This window comes from Chryseolinea serpens (genome assembly GCF_900129725.1).
GTDB classification, from domain to species: domain Bacteria; phylum Bacteroidota; class Bacteroidia; order Cytophagales; family Cyclobacteriaceae; genus Chryseolinea; species Chryseolinea serpens.
Genome location: NZ_FQWQ01000001.1, coordinates 1,108,757 through 1,131,939 on the forward strand (window position 1 = coordinate 1,108,757; position 23,183 = coordinate 1,131,939).

Below are 23,183 nucleotides of genomic sequence, written 5' to 3' on the forward strand. Positions count from 1 at the left end.
CAATGACCTAACGCAAAACCACTTTGGCGGGAACCCCCACGGCCGTCACGCCCGGACCAATGTCCTGGATGACCGCGGCGCCCATGCCGATCTTGCTTTTGTCGCCAATGCGCACCCGGTTCTTGATGTTGGCTCCCGCCCCGATCAGCACCGCCTCGCCGATGGTGACCTGACCCGCAATGTTCACGCCGGGCATGATGGAGGAACAGTCGCCGATCCGGGTGTCGTGCCCCACCGTGCAGTTGAGGTTTAGCAGCACGTGTTTGCCCAACACGATATCGTTGGTGAGCACGCAGCCGGCGCAGAGGATGCTGCCCTCTCCGATTTGTATGGCATATTCATCCTGGAGGATGACGGAAGAATGCTTCAAGATGGGATAGACGACCCTCGCCGGATCGATGCGCTTGACCACGTTGGCCTTGCTGACCGGATCGCCCAACGCCAGGACCAGGTGTATGGGATCGTGAAAGGCTTGCAACACTTCCACGCTGCCCAACACACGAAGATCATTTATCTCGGTGCGGGGAGCAATGGCGTCGTCGAGGAAGCCAATGGGTTTGAAGCCGACGGTGCGCGCCAGGGACAGCACCTCCCTGCCTAATCCTCCGGCGCCATAGATCAACAGCGGTATCATAACGGTGGGGTATTATATTTGATAACACGGGCGGGATTTCCAACCACTACGGCATATTCCGGCACATCGTCGAGCACCACGGCGCCTGCCCCCACCGTTGCCCAGGCTCCTACCTTTTTGCCGGGGATGATGGTTGCCCCAGCGCCGATAAAAGCCCCCTGGCCCACCCGCACGGTACCACACAAGATGACGCCCGGCGCCAGGTGCACAAAGTCGGCCACCACACAGTCGTGGTCCACTTGCGCGCCCGTGTTCACAATAACATGCTCGCCGATACGCGCCTGTGCCTGTATGATCGCCCCCTGCAGGATCATGCTGCCGGGACCAACCTCGGCAAACGGCGACATGACAACCGATGGATGGACCGTGCTCGTAAACCGGTGAATGGTATCTTCCGCCACCCGCTTGCGCACGGCATTGTCGCCAATGGCCACGATGGCGTGGGCGTCGGCGCGAAAGGACCGATCGTAAGCGCCGCGTTGTGGCACGCCAAACAGGGTTCCCGAAAACTTGGGATCGAACAGGGCGATCACATTGGCCCCTTGTGCCAGAAGACTGTCGAGCACCACACGGGCGTGTTCGCCGCCTCCCTGAAGAATTACATCATTGGTTCCCACGAAATTTTTCCATTGTTACAGATGTCTCACTACTGATGCCTTCGGCCTTAAAAACTTTGAGGACCGTTAAAAATAAGATTTTCAAATCTAATCCCAACGAAATATGCTCCACATACCATACATCATAGGCAAACTTCTTTGGCCACGACACCGTATTGCGTCCATTCACCTGCGCCCACCCCGTAATGCCGGGCTTCACCTCGTGGCGGCGCGCCTGCTCGGCGCTGTAGAGCGGCAAATATTCCACCAGCAACGGGCGGGGTCCCACAAAAGACATGTCGCCTTTCAAAACGTTGAACAACTGCGGCAACTCGTCGAGGGAAGTTTTCCGGATGAACTTCCCGATGGCCGTGAGACGCTTTTCGTCGGAGAGCAAATGGCCGTGTGCGTCGCACTCGTCGGTCATGGTCTTGAATTTCACCACCGTAAAAATTCTGCCGTTCCTCCCGGGCCGGGGTTGCGTGAACCAGATCTTGCCACGGTTGGCGATGAGCAGCATGAGGATGCAGATCAGCAGTATAGGCAAGGCGACCACTAAGATGATGAAGGAGCAAAAATGATCGAAAAATGGTTTGACTACGCGAGTATACAAGTTGTGGCAAAGTTAACGGGGTAAAATTACGTATTTTTTGGTCATTTGGCGCGGGGGGTGATGGTGCGGCAAGATGCTGGGAATCATCGACATGGGTGAAGCTGATGGCAGGGAGACAAAACGGATGGCGGAGGGTAGATGCCTTCGGCCATCCGGGCACTCAGCGTATCTTTCCAAGCGCCAGTGGGTTCTCTACAGACACTTTGCGATTCAGTAGCAAGCGGGACAGCTTGTGCGTTGAATGACGCCGGGTTGCATAGCAAATCCTGGCTTGCGTCCGGGAATACGGCCATATTACTGCATACCCGCCTTGTATAGCCCTGGCGTTGAATGGCAATACGCCTTCGGGCGAAAGAATTTTTCGCATGGCAGTGCGGAATTGCCCTGCTCTTTTTTCGGACCGGTTTCGCTAAAATAATTCTACGCCTCCAACTTCAGCAGCCTTCCCACCTCATGCTTGTACATCCTGCTGATGGGTAATTTCTTCTTTGCGACCTCCACCATTTCGCTGTTGTAGGAATCTATTTTGTTCAAGGCGATGATGAAGGAACGGTGGATGCGAATGAATGCCTGCGGCGGCAAGGTTTCTTCGAGCGACGAAATGGATTTCCGCGTGATGATGTTTTTGGTTTGAGTGACCACGCGGATGTAATCCTTCAGGCTTTCGATGTATAGGATATCGGCCAGACTCACCTTTATCATTTTTCGGTCGGCACGAAAATACAGATGCGGGTCGGCGCTTTCTTTTTCGGTGAACAGGTTTTGTGTTGGCGCAGTGGAGAGATGGGTTTCCATGACCTTGTTCACGGCTTTCATGAAGCGCTCGAAAGAAATGGGTTTGAGCAAGTAATCGACCTCATTCACTTCGAGACCTTCTACGGCAAATTTGCTGCCTGCCGTGGTGAAGATGATCTTCGGTGGACAATTCAGTGTCCTGATAAAATCCGAACCCAGCCACTGGGGCATTTGTATGTCGAGAAAAAGCAGATCTATGGTGTGGTGTTGCAGTGCAGCCAGGGCATCTACGGCGTTGTTACAGGCGGCGGCCAGTTCAAGTTGCGGCACGCTATCGATGTATTGCTCCAGGAGGGAAAGGGCCGGTGGTTCGTCATCCACCGCCAGGCAAATAAGTTTTTTGTGGTGTAGCATAGAGAGGGGCTTAGGACGTGGATATACTTAAATATAAGCATAACCCACGTCAACTTTGAGACGGGAGTCGGTCGGATAACGAAGTTTGTAGACCAATGGCATTCGTCGCAAAATGACAGCAACGACGCGTGATCCCGGCGTGCCAGCGATCACGCAAGGCCTGCGTGTGCTGGTGGGTCTCATCGCCAGGCGGCATCTGGCGCTAAAAGCGTGCCGTCCGGCTCAAATGTGGGTATCCGTCCCCGGGGCATAGTAACTTCCATGATCATTCACTCCCCAAAAAAAACCGCTTATGAAAAAGTACCTCTCCTTCTTAATGATGGTTTGTCTTCTGGTCTTCTCCACCTGCCAGGAGCATTGGAAACAACCCGCAGCAAAAAAATATTCGTCTACCGTAGCCACCACATGGATCAATCTGCAACAGAAATTAACGAAGACGACAGCGGGTTACAGTCCGGGAGTAACCGGTCGTGCGTTTGCCTACACGGGACTTTCTCTCTATGAGTCGATCGTGCCCGGTATGCCGGGGTATCGATCGATCTTGCCTTTCGTGGGTGGACCGACCACCGTGGTGCCGGCTGATTGCCAGTCGTATTATTGGCCGGCCAGCGCCAACGCCGCGATGGCCAGCATGATCCGGAACCTGTTCGAAAGCACGTCGGCTGCAAACAAGGTCACCATCGATTCATTGGAGGACGCATTCAACACACAGTTTCAAGGCGAGGCCCACGCCACCGTGCTGCAAAACTCGGCCAACTTCGGCCGGAGCGTGGCGGAAGCGATCTTTGAATGGTCGAAGACCGATGGCAGTCATGAAGCCTACAAGCCCCAGCCAAACACCTACGTCCCTCCCGTCGGCCCCGGCCTGTGGATACCGACACCTCCTGCCTTTCTACCGGCAGCATCGCCCTATGTGGGAAATGACCGATCGTTCACACCCGGCATAGCCGCCCAAACACAGCCGACAACTTTCCCGCTGCCGCCCTATTCCGAAGAGCCTGGTTCTGATTTCTATAACATGGTGAACTTCTCCTACACCCTTTCGCAATCGCTCACCCCCGCCGACATCATCACGGCAAAAACCTGGGCCGACATCCCTGGCAACTTTAATGGCACGGCTCACTTCACGAATATCGCGACGCAACTGATCATCCTGAAAAAATTAAAGCTCGACGAAGCGGCCCTGGTCTATGCGAAGCACGGCATCGCGCTTCGGGATGCCATCATTTCCGTTTTCAAAACAAAATATCGCTATAATGTGATCCGGCCCATCTCCTACATTCGAAACGTCATGGGCTTCACCACCTGGAACACGGTGGTCCCTACCCCGCCACACCCGGAGTATGCTTCGGCCCACACTGTGATTGGCAAGGCATCGTCGGTGGTGCTGGAAAGCTTCTTCGGCAAGAAGTGTGCTTTTGTTGACCGCACACATGAGGCAACCTTTGGCGCACGATCCTATAACACCCTGGCCGAATATGCAGAAGATGGCGCATGGTCGCGCGTGCTCGCTGGAATTCACTACAACAAGACCGCGGCTGATGGGCTCATTCAAGGTAAGGCGGTTGGGAATATGGTCAATAGCCTGCCGTTTAAAGTGGGGCACGATCATTAGAATCTTCGTGCTTATTTTTTAGAGCGAAAATTCAAACAAAAAAGCTTCGAACACCGATGGGGTTCGAAGCTTTTCTTGTGGCATCAATCTTTTTTTATCGAGTTTTCGTCTATGACTCAAAATCTCCTTGACGAGGAGTTTATTGTTCAGAACCCGACTTATCATCCATGATCTGGGAAAAATCGAATCCCTTTAAGAGTTGTTTGGCGGCCTCATCGAACGGATCGTTTTCGTAATACCAGATGCGTTTCGTAATATAGATTTTTCTACCCTTGTTTTGTGGGTCGATTTTTTTTGAATTTCTTTTTGATGCTGCGGTGCTCATGTGTGTATGTTAAAGTTAGCGTTTTCTCAAACCCTTCACTAAAAAACCGTTATAATTTTGGCTTTCACGGAATGGATAGCCGCGCAATCCGATCATGCCGTATATTTCACAATATTGACGTATTTCGTTTATTCGGTTGGAGATGATCATGCGATACAATCTATTTCTTACCGGCGAATTCCCACTAACCAAAACGTATGCTTGTGGGTAACGTCTGCAAAACAGGATTATTGATTCCGCCACTGTTCTCAAAATCTTATCTCTGTCACCATTATTTGAAACTACTAGTGTGTCTACTTCGCCGAACTCGATCTTAACATCCCCGAGCGTCACATTAAATACTGCCGGGGATGCCTGAACCATCACAAATCGGATGGCCTTAAGAATTCTACCGCGGGGCCCTTCACTGTAGAAAGTGCACCATAAACGGCTACGCGCCGATCGCAGGGAATAATAGGGCAAATCCATAAGCTAACACTTCAAACCTCACACAACGGGACCGTTACCGGCATCAAGTCTTTTGCAAGAATAATCTTTACAACTGAAAGGAAATTGCAGTTTAAAATCAGACGATTTTAAAGTGAAAAGATTTCGGTCGTGGCTTTTAGTAAAATTGATCGCCGAAAACTTTAAATGTACACCGGCCAGGGATAGAAGTGGAAAGCCCGAAGTGCGTTGGCGACTGGGAGTGTGATTTGTCGGTGAGACACCGGCAAATATTTAATCTGGGTTTTAAAATGAGCGTGCAAAGGGCGGGCGGACTTGGAACGGATAGCCCGGCCCCGAGGCCTCCGAGGGGGGCCGCCTGGAAAATTCAAAATTCATTAAATGCAAAGTGCCCACCGAGATTGACCCGGTGAGCACTTTTGTGTTATTCTTTTTATCGCTACTCGTTCTGCTGTTTCGTAAGTTCAACGATCGTCATGGTCATCGCCGGGATCGTTAAGGTGCCGTTGGAGGTTTTTCCCGTGAGCACGTCTTTGCTGCCCTGGAAGTCTTTCGTCCGTTCCGCATAGTCCGACAGTTGCAGGGTTTTCTCGGTGCCGTTCAGGTTGATGGCACACATGATGGTTTGCGTGTTGTCGTGACGGAAATAGACGTAGACATTGTCTTTGGGGACGTACTGTGTGAGTTTGCCACTTTTGATGGCGGATGAGGATTTTCTGTAGTTGGCGAGGGCTTTCACATAGGCCTGGGTTTCCCGCTCCTGGGGAGTGAGGTTCTCTTGCGTGAAAGCATTCTTCTTGTCGCCCTTCCAGCCGCCGGGGAAGTCCAGCCTAACCCAGCCGTCGGCGGGGTAGGTGGCGCCTTTCATGAGCACTTCGTCGCCGTAGTAGAATTGAGGAATGCCCCGAGTCGTCAGCAGCCAACCGAGGCCGATCTTGTACTTGGCGAGGTCTTCTTTCACTTGCGTGTAGAAGCGATTCATGTCGTGGTTGCCGAGGAAGGTGACCAGCTTCATGGGATCTTTGTAGACGAAGTCGTGCGTGAGCATGGTGTAGTACCGGTTCAGTCCGTCGTTGGGATTGTCGAGGGCGGCGGCGATGTTGAAGGCCGTCTGAAAATCGGTGACGCCCGGGAGATTGCTCTTGAAGGGAACCATGAGGTTGTTCTCCATGAAGTAGGATTGGTTCAACGGACTTCCCACCCAGGTTTCGCCAAACAAGTGCAGCTTGGGATATTCTTCCAACAGCGCGGCGTTGCAGCGGTTCATAAATTCCAGGCCGTTGTAGATATACGTGTCGATGCGCCAGGCATCCACTCCAAATTCTTCCACACTCCACAGGGCATTTTGAATGAGGTAGTTGGCCATGTAGGGATTTTCATGGTTGAGGTCGGGCATCATGGGGGTGAACCATCCGTCGGCCATGCGCTTGCGGTCAGTCTCTGTGCCGTGGGGGTCCATCCAGGCACCGTCGCGATAGTTGGTGTTGGTATAGGCTGGCCATTCGTGGAGCCAGTCTTTCATGGGTTTGTCCTGTACGGTGAAGTGATATAACCCGGCGTGATTGTAAACCGCATCCTGGATGAGTCGCATGCCCCGTTTGTGCAGTTCGTCGCTTAGTTTTTTATAAGCGTCGCTTCCCCCTAACCTTGGGTCCACTTTGTAATGATTCGTCATGGCATAGCCGTGCTCGGTGCGATTGGGCATGTCGTTCTCGATGACGGGTGTCATCCACAGGGCGGTCACACCGAGGCCCTGGAGGTAGTCGAGATGATCGATCACGCCCTGGAGGTCGCCGCCGTGACGATGATAGATGGAATCGCGGTTCAGGGTCTGATCGCGCATACCCGCCACGTGGTCGTTGGTGACGTCGCCGTTGCTGAAGCGGTCGGGCATGAGCAGGTAGATGAAATCGCCGGCATCAACGCCCTGAGCAAAATCTTTACCCTTGCCGGCCCGCCTCGGGTGAAGGGCCCAGGTCACGGACTTGGTTTTTCCTTTGCGGATAAAATCGATGGAAACATTTCCCGGTTTTGTGCCGGGCGCCACGGTGAGGTCGAGGGCATAGTAGTGGGCGTTCTCCAGACGATCGATCTTGTCGAGTGTGACGCCCGGATAGTTGATGCGGACATCGGACTGGTTGAAATCCGGTTGCGTGCTTCGGACCAGCAATTGCACTTTGTTCCATTTCATGTCCACCCACCAATGCGGCGGATACACGTCGGGTGACTGCGCTTTGGCCGGGAGTAAACACAAGGCCAAGCAAAGTGTGAAAACTATTTTCATGAACGCGGGTATCGTTGGTTTCATGGCGTGGGGATAAAGTGAGGTGGTCAATTTTTGATGATGGTCGTGGTGTACTGCGTCGTTCCCTTCCCGATCTTTAAAATGTACAGGCCCGGAGCGAAGGACGTGGCATCCCAATGATTCCGGTCAACTTTGTGGAGCGCCATCGGCTGTCCCAGGGTGTTGAAAGCGCGAACGTCGAGGTCGCTTTTATCGGCAGCTTCGATCTGCAACACGCCGGTGGATGGATTGGGGTAGACCGTATAGGAAAGTGTGTGACGCTCCTCCTCTACCCCGGTAATGGTTTTCAAAGCCACGTCGGTGTAGAGTCTGTACTCCCCCGGTTGCAGGGTCATGCTGATGGAATTGCTGGCTACGGACAGTGGCGTGGCTTTGATGTAGTCATACCACGTGCCGGTGTGCGGGAACGTTACGCTGACGTTTTGAGGCGTCACGTCAAAATTTCCTGCGATCTGAACATTCATCTGGCTGGCATCCGCAGGGGTCGCGGTGTAGGGATTGTTCATTAGCGTGATCTGTTTTAGCAATTGATTGCCCGTGGTAACGGTGGCATCACCTTTTGTGAAGACGCTATACGTGTTTCGAAGCCGGAGGAGGTCGGCCACATAGTCGTGCAGGGCGTCGCGCTCGGGCACGGTCTGATAGTTCCACAACACGGGCTTGGCCGTGACGCGGCAGTCGTTGCTGATGGTGCCGTCGCTGCAACGGTTGATGCTTTGATCATATCCCAGCTCCTCAAATTCCCATAGCATCTTCGGCCCGGGCAACGTGTAGAAAAAGGTGGCGGCTGCTTTCATGCGATTTAGCGCGGTGGCCAGGGTTTTCACCGAATAGGTACCGGATGAATTCCCATAGTTCAGCGCCTTATACATCATGCGTTCTTCATCGTGACTCTCCATATAGGACACCAGTCGCGGATCGGTCCAGCTCCGGGTCTTGTAATACCCCCACGAAATATCCGAGCCCGCACTAAAGCCCATGGCGCTTTGCGTGTAGGCATAGTTCTCATTTCCCCAGAGCATGAGGCCGTCGGCGGCGAGAACGGTTTCTTCGGAGTTGTCGGCAAAGTGTTCCAGGATCAGGTAGGCATCGGGCGTGTGGGTGCGGACGCGGGCCGCCATGCGCTTCAGGATGTCGATGCGCGATTGGTCAAATGCAGACCAGGCCGCCACGTCGCTGCCGGAATTCTTTTGGGTGAATCCTTTCGACAGGTCGTAGCGGAAGCCGTCAACTTTATATTCGTTCAGCCAGTGATAGTTTATGGTATCGACATATTGCTGCGTGTATTTGCTTTCGTGGTTCATGTCAAAGAAAACGCTGTACGGGTGGGTGGCCGTCACGTTGAACCATTTGTTGGTGGGGTTGGGTTTCATGCCCGTGAAGTCAAAATCCATCATCACATAGGCATTGGGAAGATCCTGGTGGTTCAACACCATGTCCATGATCACGGCAATGCCGTTGAGGTGGCAGATGTCTATAAATTCTTTGAACTTATTTTTGCTGCCGTAATATTTATCCGGCGCAAACATAAACGTGGGGTTATAGCCCCAGCTGTCGTTGCCGTTGAATTCGGTGATGGGCATCAGTTCGATGGCGTTGATGCCGAGTTTTTTGAAATAGCCGATGGTGTCCATGAGGCTCTGGTAGTTGCGGGCGTTTTCGCCAAAGAAGTCCCGGATGTGCAACTCATAGATGACGAGATTTTCCGGTGCGGGTTTTTGATAGCCCGAGGCCGTCCACGCAAACGGTGTTTGTCCCGTCTGCAACACGGCCACGCGGTTGAAGTACCATTGCGTGTTGAGGGCTTGCGAAGGATAAGGCTTTAAACTGGGATAGGTCGTTGCCGGGATATATTGATCATCCGGGTCCAGCACTTTATCGGCATAGGGGTCGGCGATCTTGATCGACTCATCCACCAGGTATTGAAAACCATACTCCTCTCCTGCCACGAGTCCGTTCAGCGCGAGCCAAAAATGCTCGCCGTCTTTTTTCATTTTATAATCCTCGTCGATGGCCCAGTTGTTAAAATCACCGAGCACGTACACCGAAGTTTTGCCAGGGGCTAGCAGGCTGAGGGTGGCGTGGGTTGGGTCGCCACTGTCATAATTTATGCCGTCGATAATGCCTGCGGGGCGCGGAGCATTGGCCGTGGTGGTGCGGACATAGTACGAAAAGGTGCTGGTCTTGGTGTCGGTTCCATTGTTGGCCGATCCCTCCACAGTGACCGATCCCTCGGTCTCGGTTACCGTGTGGGTATAGTTCAGGGTTGTGTTTTGAAGGATGGTGGCCTTTGAAACGCCTCCCACTTTTATTTCGAGGTCGGCTGTGGCCGAAGCCTTCAGTGTCATGGGGATCTGGTCGCCGGTGTTCACAAAAAAGGTGGTTTGGGTTGGGGTGGTGAACTTCACGGAGAACCCGGTGGTGATGGTAATGTATTTGTCGACGTCCGTCTGTTTGTTCTCGCTCCAGTCGCGGCTTTTTAGTTTCAGGCCGATTTGGGTGATGGCGGAGGCGGGTTTGTTGAAAAAGGTTGTCGGTGTGAAGGTGATGGTGTATTTATCGGGGTTGGTTGTTAACCGGTAGCACTTTGCTGCATCTTGCCCGGGCGAGGTGGCGGGGTTCACGTTGGTGGGGGCGTCGACGGAATTGCCGTTGCTGTCTTTGAGCCAGGTCCAGATGTAGACGGGATTGGTGTCGTTGTTCCAGGCAAATTTGTCGAGGCTGGTGCCGGAGACGTCTACCGTGATGGTGACGGGTTGGTCGGCCACGGGGAATGCCGGGACGGTGGTTACGATTTGGGCATGGGTGAGTTGTAGGGTGTATAGTAGAAATAATGGTATAAGTAGCCGTTTCATGCCGTTGAGGTTTCTTTGAGTTTTCATGCTTGGGAGTGGGTGTGGTTGGGCTCCGAATTCTTGTTGGTGAGACACCAATAAGGGGATCGTTGTGGTTTGTTTAAAATTTTTAATGTCTTTGTCTGTGAGGGTGTGATCAGAATGTGTTTGTGTGTGTGATGGTGGGTACCCCTTCGAATTCTTGTTGGTGGGACACCAACAAGAGGGTGTGGGGAATCCGTTTTATGTTGTTGAAATTTTTAAATGCTTTTGCTTAGGTGTTTGCATTCAAGTGTGTCTTTATTCGTCATTATGTTCCCTCCAGATTCATGTTGGTGAAGAACACCAACATGGGCGGTGTTCCTTTTGGGAGAAAAAAGCTGGCGGGTGAGAGCATCCAGCAGCCAGCGCTGGATGTGTCTCTCCCCTACCAACTTTTCGCAAACATTATTTTTTCGTGAGCTTGTACGTGTAGCCTGTCGGCGCGAGTATGAGCTCGACTAAGTAAGTTCCGTCGCCGGGTGACTTGATGTTTCCGCCGCCATATTCCAGGACGCCGTCGGCATTGCCGTCGCCGAGGTTGATGTCCCAGCTGTTGTTGGCCCGGAACTTCAATTCATGCGTGCCGCCGGTGAGTACCATGTTGTCGATGGACAGCGTGTAGGTTCCGATGCCGCCGGTGAGGGTTAACACGCCCGGGTCGGGATCGCTGGCTGGCCATCCACCGGGAGTGGCATCGCCCACTACCGCCCACGTGGTGAGGGTGGTGGTGTATTTCAATGTTAGGAAGTCGGCGGTGATGCGATAGAATCCATCGACAGGCACCTGGATGTTGTTGCCTCCATCTTGTGCGAGGTTACCGTCGGTGCTCTTGCCCCATGCGCCGGGCCAGTCCTGGATCTGTAACATCTTGAATCCGCCGTCGGTGTTGGTATGCTTCAGCCAGGCATACATTTCAAATTTGCCATCCGCTGTTTTGATAAACGGAATGGATGCACCGGGATTCCAACCTGCCGAAGAGGCATCGCCTACGAGATATAATTTATCAGGATAGGGATAGCGCACCAGGGTGATCGTATACTTCAGGGTGGCGTCGTTAAACGTTACCTTATAGAAGCCGTCGGCTCCGGCCCAAACAAAATTAGGTCCAAATTCGGCTGCTTTGCCTTCTGTTCCTGAATCGCCATAGTTCTTTCCTTTGAAATAAGGACTCTCCGAAAATTTGAATTCGTCGTTGGGCTTCAGCCGCACTTCGGCGAGTTCCCAGCTGTTGTCGGCTTTCAATTGGAACTTGCTCTCGTCGCCTTCAAAATTGTTGAAGTTGCCCAACACAAAGAGGCCCGAAAGGTTGGTCTTGAAATTCACGGCGGGCTTCACGGAATACGTGAGGGTCTGGTCGTTGAAGGTCACGTTGACAAGGCCCGAGAATTTACAATCCGTGTTGCCATTGCCACCTTCGGCTTTGTTGGAGTTCATCAAACCGTCGCAGCCGGGATCGCCCCAGTCTTCGTCGGTCCAGTCGGGCGTGTTTTTCAGTTTCCAGGCTTTGCCTTGCAGATCGATGTTCTTGATCTCCCAGGTAAAGTCACTGATCAGCGTCAGTTCCGCTGCACCCCAGCCGTTGAACTCACCGGCGATGTACATCTTCGTGTTCTTGGCCGGGTACAAGGTTTGGGAAACGGCGAACGCCACCGACTTCGTCGTGGTCAGGTTGCGGGTGTTTACCGCGGAGATCTCCATCGTATAGTCACCCAACGGCAGCGCGGCAGAATTGAAGTCGCTCGACTTGGCCACGAGGGAATCTTTTGTTCCGCTCAGGCCTTCTGTCATCGTATACAAGGTATTGCCGTCTTTATCTTTCAGGGTCAGCGTTCCCGACGTCAGCGGGGCGCCGCTCACTAAAACGGCCTTCAGATCGAACGTGCCGATCTTCACGCTAACGGTCGGACTGGAGCTCAAGATGGTCGGCGGAAAACTGAGTTGCCCGTCCACGTTCTCAACGCCTTCCTGGCAGGAATAGAGCGCGGCGGCAAAAATGAGCGAAAAATATAGAAATAGCTTTTTCATGTTTCTGTCAGTTTTAGTAACCGTCATTCTGTTTTAATTTGGTATTGGCCGTCAGGGCTGCTGCAGGGATGGGGAACACGTTGCGGAAAGCTTGTGTTTGTTTTCCGGCTGCGCTCTCGCCGCCTTTCCAGGCCCAGATGGCACGCGGGTCGTTGCTATCGTTCACGGTCAGCAAGCCAAAGCGAACCAGGTCGGTTCTTCTGTGGCATTCCCAGCTGAGCTCGCGGCCGCGTTCGTCGATGATGAAACTGAGCGTGAGGTCGGCAGCCTGGAGGTTTCCGTTCGTGTTGCCATAGGCGCGGACACGAAGCTGGTTGACATAATCCAAGGCTGTGCCGGCATCGCCACCCGAGCCTCCTCTCAAAACTGCTTCAGCATACATCAGGTAAACATCGCCTAAGCGGAACATCGGGAAATCGGTGTCGGCAAATGTGCTGTTGCTTCCCGGGGATCCCTGGGAAGTTACGTTCTGAAATTTCGGATGGGCATAGCCCTGGTTGAAGCTGGTGTTGGGTGTTGCAGGAATGTCCTTCGATTGGCCATCGGTGAAGAAGTTGCCGCGACCGTCGGCCGGTCCGAACAAGTTCACAACGTTCGATGTGATGCGAAGACCAGCCCAGCCGCCGTCGATGCCATAGTCCGAAGGTTTCATCTTGTCGCCTCCCACGGCCGCGTGGGCCAGGAAGGTGGTGCCTCCGTAGGTCTTCGTGTAGGTTCCATCAAAGGCCACGGGAAAAATGATCTCGGGTGACTTATGATTGTCGGCCAGGAAGAGATTGCCATATACGGGATCGAGGGTGTAGGCATTGGAAGCGATGATCTTGTTCAAATACGTGAGCGACTCGGTATACTTCTTTGTACCGATATAGGTCTCGGCGTTCAGATACAATTTTGCCAACAGCATCCAGGCAGCCGCCTGGTCTACGCGGGCATATTCCATCTTCTTGGCTCCGCCCAGGTCGGGTTCCACTGCGAGCAGTTCGCTTTCGATGTAGTTGAATACATCTTGTTTGCCGCCCTCCGGCTGACCGGGAGCATCCGTGCCGATGGGGTTTGTTTCGGGCACCAGCGGAATGCTGCCAAACATGTCGAGACCGTGCCAGTAGCTGAGCGCGCGGAGGAAGCGTACTTCGGCGCGGTATTGTTTGATGTCGGCTTTCATGGCATCGGTAACGCCACGCGCCGTCAACAAATCATCGGTGGTCTGGCGCAGGAATTCGTTGGCCATCGACACCTGGAAATAAACACGGTTGAACATGGCGTTGATGAATTCGCTTTGCGAGGTCCAGTTCTGGAAGTGCAGGGTTTGGATGGTGCCGTCGTTCCAGCCGATCACGGCTTCGTCGGTAGGAAGCTCCTGCAGGTTGAAATACATGCGGATGTATTGCGAGAACCCGCCGTCGATCCCGCTGATGTCGGAGTTGCCATCGCCCGACGACTGGCCACCGATGGCCAGGCCGGCATACACTTTGGCAAGCGATTGCTTATAGGCCGCAGGGTCGGTGAAAACCACATCTCCCACCGCGGCATTCTTGGGCGTTACGTCCAGGTCGGTGCAGCCAAACACCCCGCCTAAAAGGGCGATGAACGCTATTCGTAATATCTTTTTATTTTCCATATAGAATAATGTCTGTTGTTATGAATGAGGATTAGAGTCCGATGTGCACACCAAACACGAACGTTCTGGCCCGCGGATACAGGTTGTTGTCGATGCCCGAAACGGATACTTCAGGATCGATACCGCTGTACTTGGTGATCACAAACGCATTCTGCACCGTGGCATACACGCGGATGTTGGCTTTCGTGAGCTGCTTCACCGAATACCCCAGGGTGAGGTTGTCCATGCGCAGGAAGGAGGCGTTCTCTACATAAAAATCAGAGAAGTACTGCGGTGTGTAATAATTGGCCCGCAGCGAATTCGTGATCAGGTTGAGGGGACGGAAAGCGTCGCCGGCGCGCTGGAACGTAGAGTTGGACGCTACGTTGTTGTAGACATAGTTGCCCAGGTTCGCCCGCAACGTGAAGCTGAAGTCGAAGTTCTTGTAGTTCAACTGCGAGGTGAGTCCCATCAGCACACGCGGTGCCGGGCGGTGGAAAGGACGGAGATCTTTTTCGTTGATGATACCATCATTGTTCTGATCCACATACATGTTGGTCTTGTCCTCAGCACCCAGGTTATCGTTCACGGGTTTGCCATCCGCGCCGGTCTTATGTTCAAATACATAGAAGGCATTTACCGGCTGGCCTACGCGCAGGATCTCGACCTTGTTTCCAACACCACCCGCAATGTTATCGCCGGCGGCATAACCCGGGAAATCAGGGTCGTTGTTGCCGTCCAGTTGCGTGATCTTGTTGGTGTTGTAGGCGGCGTTGAAGCCCACGTTCCAGGTGAGGCTTGGCGTGGAAATGGCCACCGCGTCGAGGGAGAGTTCGACACCTTTGTTTTGCACTTTACCAATGTTGGTCAGGATGGTGTTCGTGAGGTTTGCACCGGGTGCCACCGCACGGGTAAACAACAGTTTGTCTGTATTCTTTTGATAGACTTCGATGGATCCCGAAAGTCTGCCTTGCAACACACCAAAGTCCAAACCGATGTTGGAAGATGCGGTTTGTTCCCACTGCAGGTTGGTGTCATAACCCGAAGGGCGGATGGTGGTATAATAAGCGCTACCGAATTGATAGTTCGCTTGCGGGTCGCTCGGCGTGTAGGTGCCCAGGTAGCGGAAATTTCCAATGTCCTGGTTACCGGTAATACCATAGCCCGCGCGCAGTTTCAGGTCACTGAAGATGTTCTGGTTCTGCATGAAGTTTTCGTTCGCAATTCTCCAACCGATAGCAGCGGAAGGAAACGTTCCCCATTTGTTGTTGGGGCCAAAGCGCGTGGACCCGTCTCGACGAAGGTTCACCGTCAACAAGAATCGTTCATCATACGAATAGTTGACCCGCCCAAAGAACGAGATGAGCCGGTTCTCACCCAGGGATGGGATGGCCGTTGTGCTCAGGGGATCGAAGGGAATGGTCTTGCGCGCTACGCCAGGGTTGTTGTAGCCATAGATGTTTGTACTCAACTGCGTAGCGGTGTAGCCGTGATTTTCGGCATAGAAGCTTTGCCACGAATAACCACCCGTTACATCCACTTTACTTTTTATCGACTTCAGGTCGCGCGTGTAGTTGATGTAACCCTCAAACAGCATGCTGTTCTTATAAGGGTTCTGGATCACCACCTTGCCCGTGTCGGGGCTGTTCTCTGCCTTAAGGGTGCTGGGCAGGAATTGCTTGCGCTGACCGCGGGTCACATCATAGCCCAGGTTGACGTTGAAGCGCAGGCCGGGAACGACTTTCACTTTATAGTCCAACTGCAGATTGCCCAAGCTGCGCAACACCGAGCCCACGTCCTTACTTTGCATGAGGCTGGACACCGGGTTGTTCGGCGAGTTCACTTTGGGTACGCGCTTGCCGCCGATGGAATCGTAGTATTCATAGTAGCCGCCAAAAGGGCTTTTGGCATCATATACCGGGTGCGAAGGATCGTAGGAGATCGCAGCGCCGATAACATCGGCAGAATAGAAGTCTTCCGTTACAGCGCCTTTCACGTTCACGTCGATTTTCAACGCGTCGTCCAGGGCGAGTTGAGAGAAGTTGACGCCGATGTTGGTCTTCTTGGTGTAGGAGGTCTTGATGATACCGTCTTGCTGGAGATGACCCAGCGAAACGCGGTAGTTCGTTTTGTCCGTGCCGCCCGACAGCGAGAGGTTATGGCTCTGCCCTACTGCCGTTTGAAAGATCTGGTCTTGCCAGTTGGTGTTATAGGCGCGATCGGCCACATCAGCGGCTTCGGGATTGCCCATGTATTTCAGGTTTTGCGGTGCATAATAGGACACCACAGAACGGAACTGGTCAGCGTTGAAGACGTCGTATTTCTTGGCCACGGTTCCCACCGACACAAAGCCATCATAGCTCAGGGTCGGGGCGCCGCTCTTGCCACGCTTGGTGGTGATGAGAATAACGCCGTTGGCAGCACGCGATCCGTAGATAGCGGCCGCAGACGCGTCTTTCAACACCGTGAACGTCTCGATGTCGTTGGTGTTGATGAAGTTGAGCGGGTTGCGGCCGGCGGCGGTTCCATCCGAAACCACGGGAATGCCGTCTACAACATAGAGAGGCTCGTTGCTAGCATTAATGGAAGTACCCCCCCGGATGCGGATGCTGGAACCCGATCCCGGCTGGCCATCCGACGGCAAGATCTGAACGCCGGCCACTTTGCCATTCATTAATTGGTCTGGCGAAACAATGGCCCCTTTATTAAAGGACTTGGAATCCACGGTAGCGACCACGCCCGTTACGTCTTTCTTTTCCTGTTGGCCATAGCCCACCACCACGACTTCCGAAAGGGAGGTGACATCGACCTGGAGGGTAAGATCGACGGCCGACTGGCCGCCCACGATCACTTCCTGCGATTTGTAGCCGATAAAGGAAAAAATAAGTGTTGCGTTATCGGTAACGCTGATGGAATAGTGGCCATTGGAATCGGTGACCGTTCCGTTGGAAGTTCCTTTTTCCAGGACGTTCACCCCCGGCAAGGAAGCACCGTCCTCGGCGGATGTGATCTTACCTGTTACGACCTTGCTTTGTGCCCACGCCAATGTGCTGGTAAGGAGCAACATTGCCGTCATCCACGTAAATCGTGTTGTAAACAGTTCTCTCATAGATTTAGATTAGGTTAAGTTTTTTTGTTTGCGGTTCCCGAAAAGGACCCGGGGTCCCACCGTCTGGAGCCGGCCGCACCCGTTTGAATTCTCTTAGGAAACGATTGCAACGTACCACTCGCCAGGCCCTGAGTCGGCCCACTTTGAGCAAAAATGAAAATGCATTACAACGGAGGGGGTGCCGCTTTCATAAAATACTGATAATCAGATTATTGAAAGGGATTGAAGCAGGTTCCATTTCTTAAAGTGGAACCTGATTTTGGGTGGGGACTGAATGCTGGAAGTGTAAAGTGGTACGTGGTTCCGGAATCGATCCCGCAAGTTTAGAACAACGGGGGAATTCAGGAGCCAGGAGTCGAAAAATTCGGGGTCAGTGTTCGGCACCAGCTATTCTGGAATACGCACTGGCAGTATTGACAAGCACGTCATTCCGCAGGCACGCGTTTCCTCGAGCTTCGCAAGTGGCCCAAGGAATCTCGTGGAAAGCGCATTGGAATCCGTGTGGTGATGCATTTGAAATCGGGCGTGCGGCCTTCGATGTTTGCCGGTGTTCGTTTTAGTTCATGCGCAGGTTATCCGGTTTCAGTGCTTTCGGAATTCGGGATGTCTTGGACTACTGGCGTAGGTTTTTAAAAGGCCTGTGCCTGTGACATGACGAGTACTGCCGGGCCTTCCGACAAGCACGTCATTCCGCAGGCACGCGTTTCCTCGAGCTTCGCAAGTGGCCCAAGGAATCCCGTGGAAAGCGCTTCGGATTCGTGTGGTGATGCCTTTGAAATCGGGCGCGCGGCCTTCGGTGTTTGCCCGTGTTCGTTTTAGTTCGTGCGCAGCTTATCCGGTTTCAGTGCTTTCGGAATTCGGGATGTCTTGGACTACGGGCGTAGGTTTTTAAAAAGCTTGTGCCTGCGACATGACGGTACTGCCTGGCTTCACGGTCTTCCCGACCGCGTGGATGCGCGAAACCTCCCATAGTACAAGAGTATTACTCTGGCGAATAAGGGACTGCTTTGGAATAATAAGAACAGATGAACATTCTTTTTATCAAATAAGGAAATTATTAACGAGCTCCCGGAAAATATAAATAAAATTACCTCAAGTAAAATAAATGACAAAATTTATCGGCGCTAGGGAATCTTTCCCGATCTTAAATACTAGCTCAATTGAGAAGATAATCAGAAAGAGGATTGCATATAGCATTAATCCTCCTCCCAAAATATATGAAAACACTTCATAGTTTGCGATTTCGGGTATGATCAAATATTCAGTTGAACTGAACAATGTCAGCAGGGTAACGGCCAAAAAGTATTCAACCAAATTTATCTTCAATTTTTCCATTACTGATAAGCTACAAAAGGTCCCTCTATACAAAGTCTCTAACTCCTGGCTCCTCCCCTGCTACTGCTACTCCCACTTGCTCTCTTTTATCAAGTTCCCCTCATTGTCGTACATTCTCGTCCGCACAAGTTTTCCTTCCCAGTAATCATTGCACACTCCCACCACTACTTTACGTTTTTGTGAGTCGGATTTTGGGATCTCATAATCAAGGATCCTCATGTCGAATTCACTTACCAAGGCCGTGTCTATAAAGAGTTCGACATGTTGTATGAGCTGGTGGTGAATCATTCTTGAGGTGTATTTCTTCTCCAGGGAATATTTTCCCAGCCTGTCTTCGTAGTACACCACTTTTGACAATGTATTTCCGAGACTATCATTTAAGGTTGTGTCTTTTATGTGATAACTGGTCAGCAGGTGGCTGCCGCCGCGCGTCATGGTCACCCAGGGGCCGATCTCGACAAAATTAAAGACTTCCGGGTCTTCGGTTTTAAATATTCTCAGGGTCCCTTTCAACATAGCCTTCCACAAATTCATATCGAGCGGATCGTACAGTTCAATGTCTTTTGTTATCTCTCCTTTTCGATCGATCAGGCTCTTTTCGTAAGGGGTCAGTATTTTCGCATAAACGGCGTGTTGTGGATTTTGATAGGGTTTCGTTATGGCGCAAGAGCTGATGAGCAGTCCCGCGATCAAGATGAGTGTATAGTTCTTCACATTTAACGGCATGGTACGCTATTGCTCGGATTTAAAAAGTAACTGGCAAAACTGGCCCGCGGCACGCTGACACCTAACATCCTCTAAATCTAACGTCTGAATATCTAACATCCCACATCAACCCTCTTCGGCAAAATTTGCCCGCAACAAACCTGCGAAGGTTGTCAGTTCTTCGCATTTTTTCTATTCTTCAGGCTATCAATCACTGACTGCAAACTATCGGCAGTTTTTTTTGCAGCTCGATTGCGGTCTTCCAGCGCATGGAGCGCGCTGTCCATATGATGTCGTCCCTCTTCACGAACCTTTTCTTCAATACGCCCGAACGGATCCCGAACTTTTCGCCACACTGCCCCGACATCTACAATCAAGTACATAGCGTTGAATAAACAGTGAAAGATGATGGCAGCAACCATTCCGAGCTTCATTCTTATCACGGCGAAAAAGACTCCCATGACAGAAAAAATTAAAACAATAACAGGAACAAAGCGCTTGGTCCCACTAATGTCGAAATCAAACTGGCCCAGGTGTGCGAATCCAAAAATAAGTTGTAAAATCACCAAAATCCACAAAAACTTATTCTCCCAAATGGTTTGGAGTTTTTCAACGGCCGCTGACTGATACGTCAGAAACACACACGTCGAAGCGAGCACTACAAATAGGAAGACGCGCGACGATAAAAACGGTCCAACCCCCAAGAATAAATGCGCCGTTTCATAGCGAAAGATACGATCGGCCAAGAAAAGGCAAAGCGACACTCTAACGAATACTATATTAAATTTTAATGGAAGTCTGAATATAACTTCTTCATAAATAGGCCCTAGAATGCAGGTTACCACAATAGCGGTTATCTCGGTAACCGGCAATTGTATTGTTGCCTGATAGTCATTCAACGACAAAATGAGGTAAACGTAAACCAGCAACCCTTTGAGAACAATCAACAAAATCAAAAAGAGAAAAAAGTACAAAAGCCAACGACCCCTATTTTTCTCCATTTGACTCAAATCCTTCAACAACATCATTTGCAAATAAAATTACTTAGGATTTAAAGGACCAATCGTTAGGGGATGATGGCCCTTCGATTATTCCTTCAGCGTATTAAAAAACGCACTCGGCGTTTGACTGGTGATCTTTTTAAATGAACGATTGAACGCCGTCTTCGAATTGAATCCTACATCCAGCGCGATCCCCAGCAGGGTATAGTTTTTGTACTGCGGATCCTCCACCCTACGCTTGAATTCATCGATGCGATAAGTATTTATATAATCAAAGAAATTCATGCCAAAACCGCTGTTGATAACCTTTGAAAGAATATGCGGCTGAAGCTTAAGACGCGAAGCAAGTTCAACAAGCGACAGCTTCGGGTTGGTGTAGGGCTGGTATTTCTCCATGTAGCTGGTGACCTTCTCCTTAAGGATGTCGAGGTTCTCCATGGATACCTCCTCTTTCTCTTTGCCGATGTGATTGAGATAATCGATCACCTGGTGATCAAGTTCCACCTTGTTGAGTTCGTCGACTTGTGAAAGGGTCTGGGGTAGACGGAAGATGTCGGGTTCGTGAATGACGAAGTAGCCGAGGAAGAAGGTGATCACGGAAAAGGTCATCCAAAGGGTGTCGATGCTGATGTCGATGACGTTTGAAATTTCCCATCCGAACATCCAGGCCAGCACGGCTGCCACAAACGTGACAAACCACACCACCAAACAGGCGGCCTGGATAAAGAGCACCGTGTTGAGGTATTGCAGGTTTTGTTCGTAGGAGTTGCTGTTCTGGTAGTTCACCTTATAAAAATTGATGGCCCCCAGGCATTTTACCCAATAATAGATGTTCAACCCCAGGGCTACCGACGACATGCAGAAACGGATGATCCGCAACTCGGACTCCGGTTCGATGAGCTTGGCCTGAAACGCGGGCTGGTCCATGAGAAAATAGACCATGTAAACAAAAAACTGGACAAACACCGGCACGTAAAAGACCAGTCGAAGCTGATTTCGCGACTGGAACAGCAGGCGCTGGATATAGGCATAGAACAACGGTGCGTACACAAACAAAATAAAATCCGGGATCAGCTGCAGCTTGGGCAGCGTATGCTCCACTTCCGGGTAGCCCGACACCACTTTAATAAGCAGGATGGCCGACGTGAAGCCGATCAACAGGATGAGCCAGCGGTTAGCCTCCCGGTTGTACTCCTGTATGGTAGGAATGGTGACGATGAGCAGCAAGCCCTGGAACACGGAAAACAATAGCAACAGGTCATAGATGGAATAGAGCTGGAGTCCGCCGGAGATGTCTTCCCAGCCTGCAATCTCCACCCTGATCTTGCCCGTGGCCGAGCGGCGGTTGGTGGAGCGGTTGGCCATGGTGCGTCCCCCCGAGCTGCTCTCGGCCGATTTCCAGGTGCCGCGGGTGAACTTGTAGTCGATGCGTTCGCCGTTAAAGTAAATGAGCACCTGGTAGCTGCCGTCGATCTGTTTGCGGAGTTTGTAGTTCTTGTCGCCGGGGTTCCAGTTGTTGAAATTTCCCGTCACATAAAGCGATGCGTCGAACGGAGTGCTCTCGGGCACCTTGTCGACGATGAGGGTGTATTCGGGTTGCTTCTCCCACCCTTCTATGACGACCCGGATCAGGTGGGGATTGTCTTCCAACTGCCGGTTATAGACCCGGTTGGGCAGGATCTTGCCGTCGGCATAACCTTCTACGATCTGCCAGCCGCCCTGTGTGAATTTGTATTCGAAACTGGTGAGCGTGTCGGGGAGGTCGAAATAGTAGACACCGTCGGGGCGCCGGGTGAGCTTGAAGTTTTCCTCGCCGGGGCTCCAGTTATTGAAGGTACCGGAAATGAACAGGCTGGAATCTTTCAGGATAAACTTGGGGTGCTTAATGACTTCTATACGGATTTGTGCGCGCACATGAAAGGACGCCAACACCAGGAAAAGCGCAAAAAAATAGGGCCGCGAAGTGCGGTCTAGTCTGCTCACGAGGTTGGTAGGCGCCGGCATTTTTTCCGATTAAAACATTTCCCGAACAGCGAATATACGAGGTTTGGGGGATTAGCGTGGGGATCAAGCTGGAATTATTGAAACATCTGTGCAGCGTTTTTTTTGCAAATTTGACTGACCCTTTTTCTGGCCCTCTCATCCGAATCGTGAGCTGCCTTATGGATTTTTTTACATTTTTGTTGACGGGATAGGAACGGACCTTACAATCGCCCACAACGGCCGCCCCCTGTGAAACGCTCCCGGATAGCCCTTCACCATTGGCGGCAACGGGATTTTAAATTATGTTATGGATAAAAAAAGAAAGAAACAATTAGTCAACGAGCTCAGGATAAAAAGACTTGAAGCCATGCTCGCTTCGGACGATCCCAAGGACGTGCATTATGCAAAAGTGGAATTGGGAATTATTCCGGAGCCCATGACAGAAGAATTAATTCTCTCCACGGCCCCGGTTGATCTGGTCAAACTCGTGGTTACGAGGGCCGAAGATAAAATCAGCGCGATCTACAATTCAGATCCCCGAAAGTATAAGGATCGGGAGCTACTCTGGGGCATATTCCCAGAATACATTCGGTTCCTCCACGACATCTACTACTTCGAAATGATGGTCTTCATAGGAGACTGTGTCAAGTATGTGGACAGCGAAGACGACAAAGATAAAGCCAGGCTAATTGAGGGCTATAATTTCTTTGGCTTCCCCGGCATCGCACTGCCGATGATCGATGGTGACTGGGAAGGGATTGAAAAATGGCACGATCGGCATCGCACAGCGATTTCTGAAAGCTTGATAAAATTCATCCGGGATAACGTTTCCAATTTCACATATTAAATTTGGAACTAACCTTCGTTC

Annotated in this window: 16 protein-coding genes; 2 read left to right on the forward strand and 14 right to left on the reverse strand. The window is 51.7% G+C overall.

Annotated elements, in window-relative coordinates; genetic code table 11:
• Positions 1-7: 7 nt before the first annotated feature.
• The 4 genes from BUB30_RS04300 to BUB30_RS04315 form a co-directional block, all read right to left on the reverse strand.
• The gene (locus BUB30_RS04300; RefSeq protein WP_073131390.1) at positions 8-634 is read right to left on the reverse strand and encodes an acetyltransferase; all 627 of its coding nucleotides are present in this window, start codon (positions 632-634) and stop codon (positions 8-10) included.
• On the reverse strand, positions 631-1,251 hold the full coding sequence (locus BUB30_RS04305; RefSeq protein ID WP_073131392.1) for an acetyltransferase: 621 nt from the start codon (positions 1,249-1,251) through the stop codon (positions 631-633). Before BUB30_RS04305 ends, BUB30_RS04300 begins: the two co-directional genes overlap by 4 nt.
• Complete coding sequence (locus tag BUB30_RS04310) at positions 1,238-1,843, reverse strand: sugar transferase (RefSeq protein ID WP_073131394.1); 606 nt, start codon at positions 1,841-1,843, stop codon at positions 1,238-1,240. Before BUB30_RS04310 ends, BUB30_RS04305 begins: the two co-directional genes overlap by 14 nt.
• Positions 1,844-2,263: 420 nt before the next feature.
• On the reverse strand, positions 2,264-2,992 hold the full coding sequence (locus BUB30_RS04315) for a LytR/AlgR family response regulator transcription factor (protein ID WP_073131396.1): 729 nt from the start codon (positions 2,990-2,992) through the stop codon (positions 2,264-2,266).
• Positions 2,993-3,284: 292 nt separating this feature from the next.
• Here BUB30_RS04315 and BUB30_RS04320 point away from each other — a divergent pair, with 292 nt between their 5' ends.
• Complete coding sequence (locus BUB30_RS04320) at positions 3,285-4,607, forward strand: vanadium-dependent haloperoxidase (protein ID WP_073131398.1); 1,323 nt, start codon at positions 3,285-3,287, stop codon at positions 4,605-4,607.
• Positions 4,608-4,746: 139 nt separating this feature from the next.
• On the opposite strand, the gene BUB30_RS04325 is transcribed toward BUB30_RS04320, so the two are convergent.
• From BUB30_RS04325 to BUB30_RS04375, 10 genes are all read right to left on the reverse strand, one after another.
• On the reverse strand, positions 4,747-4,932 hold the full coding sequence (locus tag BUB30_RS04325) for a hypothetical protein (protein ID WP_073131400.1): 186 nt from the start codon (positions 4,930-4,932) through the stop codon (positions 4,747-4,749).
• Between the two features lie 15 nt (positions 4,933-4,947).
• A complete protein-coding gene (locus tag BUB30_RS35920) occupies positions 4,948-5,400 on the reverse strand; it encodes a DUF6934 family protein (protein ID WP_394333993.1) in 453 nt (150 codons plus the stop codon).
• Between the two features lie 418 nt (positions 5,401-5,818).
• On the reverse strand, positions 5,819-7,687 hold the full coding sequence (locus BUB30_RS04335) for a glycoside hydrolase family 13 protein (RefSeq protein ID WP_245804029.1): 1,869 nt from the start codon (positions 7,685-7,687) through the stop codon (positions 5,819-5,821).
• Positions 7,688-7,710: 23 nt separating this feature from the next.
• The gene (locus BUB30_RS04340; RefSeq protein ID WP_073134783.1) at positions 7,711-10,539 is read right to left on the reverse strand and encodes an alpha-amylase family glycosyl hydrolase; all 2,829 of its coding nucleotides are present in this window, start codon (positions 10,537-10,539) and stop codon (positions 7,711-7,713) included.
• 426 nt (positions 10,540-10,965) lie between these two features.
• Positions 10,966-12,585 carry a cadherin repeat domain-containing protein gene (locus BUB30_RS04345; RefSeq protein ID WP_073131404.1) on the reverse strand — a complete coding sequence of 540 codons (1,620 nt, stop codon included), beginning with the start codon at positions 12,583-12,585 and terminating at the stop codon, positions 10,966-10,968.
• Positions 12,586-12,598: 13 nt separating this feature from the next.
• Complete coding sequence (locus BUB30_RS04350; RefSeq protein ID WP_073131406.1) at positions 12,599-14,203, reverse strand: RagB/SusD family nutrient uptake outer membrane protein; 1,605 nt, start codon at positions 14,201-14,203, stop codon at positions 12,599-12,601.
• A 31-nt stretch (positions 14,204-14,234) separates the two neighbouring features.
• Positions 14,235-17,291, reverse strand: coding sequence for a SusC/RagA family TonB-linked outer membrane protein (locus tag BUB30_RS04355; RefSeq protein WP_073131408.1), 3,057 nt, complete (start codon positions 17,289-17,291; stop codon positions 14,235-14,237).
• 1,401 nt (positions 17,292-18,692) lie between these two features.
• Complete coding sequence (locus BUB30_RS04365) at positions 18,693-19,340, reverse strand: hypothetical protein (RefSeq protein WP_143164759.1); 648 nt, start codon at positions 19,338-19,340, stop codon at positions 18,693-18,695.
• Positions 19,341-19,504: 164 nt separating this feature from the next.
• Positions 19,505-20,359, reverse strand: coding sequence for a CPBP family intramembrane glutamic endopeptidase (locus BUB30_RS04370; protein ID WP_073131414.1), 855 nt, complete (start codon positions 20,357-20,359; stop codon positions 19,505-19,507).
• A 60-nt stretch (positions 20,360-20,419) separates the two neighbouring features.
• Positions 20,420-22,336, reverse strand: coding sequence for a helix-turn-helix domain-containing protein (locus tag BUB30_RS04375; protein WP_073131416.1), 1,917 nt, complete (start codon positions 22,334-22,336; stop codon positions 20,420-20,422).
• A 286-nt stretch (positions 22,337-22,622) separates the two neighbouring features.
• On the opposite strand from BUB30_RS04375, the gene BUB30_RS04380 reads away from it, so the two are divergent.
• A complete protein-coding gene (locus BUB30_RS04380; protein WP_073131418.1) occupies positions 22,623-23,162 on the forward strand; it encodes a hypothetical protein in 540 nt (179 codons plus the stop codon).
• Positions 23,163-23,183 lie beyond the last annotated feature (21 nt).

Bases quoted from the DNA above. Each gene is read 5' to 3' on its own strand.
- BUB30_RS04320 (WP_073131398.1), top strand. From the start codon at position 3,285: ATGAAAAAGTACCTCTCCTTCTTAATGATGGTTTGTCTTCTGGTCTTC.
- BUB30_RS04375 (WP_073131416.1), bottom strand. From the start codon at position 22,336: ATGCCGGCGCCTACCAACCTCGTGAGCAGACTAGACCGCACTTCGCGG.
- BUB30_RS04345 (WP_073131404.1), bottom strand. From the start codon at position 12,585: ATGAAAAAGCTATTTCTATATTTTTCGCTCATTTTTGCCGCCGCGCTC.
- BUB30_RS04380 (WP_073131418.1), top strand. From the start codon at position 22,623: ATGGATAAAAAAAGAAAGAAACAATTAGTCAACGAGCTCAGGATAAAA.
- BUB30_RS04340 (WP_073134783.1), bottom strand. From the start codon at position 10,539: ATGAAACGGCTACTTATACCATTATTTCTACTATACACCCTACAACTC.
- BUB30_RS04355 (WP_073131408.1), bottom strand. From the start codon at position 17,291: ATGAGAGAACTGTTTACAACACGATTTACGTGGATGACGGCAATGTTG.
- BUB30_RS04315 (WP_073131396.1), bottom strand. From the start codon at position 2,992: ATGCTACACCACAAAAAACTTATTTGCCTGGCGGTGGATGACGAACCA.
- BUB30_RS04300 (WP_073131390.1), bottom strand. From the start codon at position 634: ATGATACCGCTGTTGATCTATGGCGCCGGAGGATTAGGCAGGGAGGTG.
- BUB30_RS04350 (WP_073131406.1), bottom strand. From the start codon at position 14,203: ATGGAAAATAAAAAGATATTACGAATAGCGTTCATCGCCCTTTTAGGC.
- BUB30_RS35920 (WP_394333993.1), bottom strand. From the start codon at position 5,400: ATGGATTTGCCCTATTATTCCCTGCGATCGGCGCGTAGCCGTTTATGG.
- BUB30_RS04335 (WP_245804029.1), bottom strand. From the start codon at position 7,687: ATGAAACCAACGATACCCGCGTTCATGAAAATAGTTTTCACACTTTGC.
- BUB30_RS04325 (WP_073131400.1), bottom strand. From the start codon at position 4,932: ATGAGCACCGCAGCATCAAAAAGAAATTCAAAAAAAATCGACCCACAA.
- BUB30_RS04370 (WP_073131414.1), bottom strand. From the start codon at position 20,359: ATGATGTTGTTGAAGGATTTGAGTCAAATGGAGAAAAATAGGGGTCGT.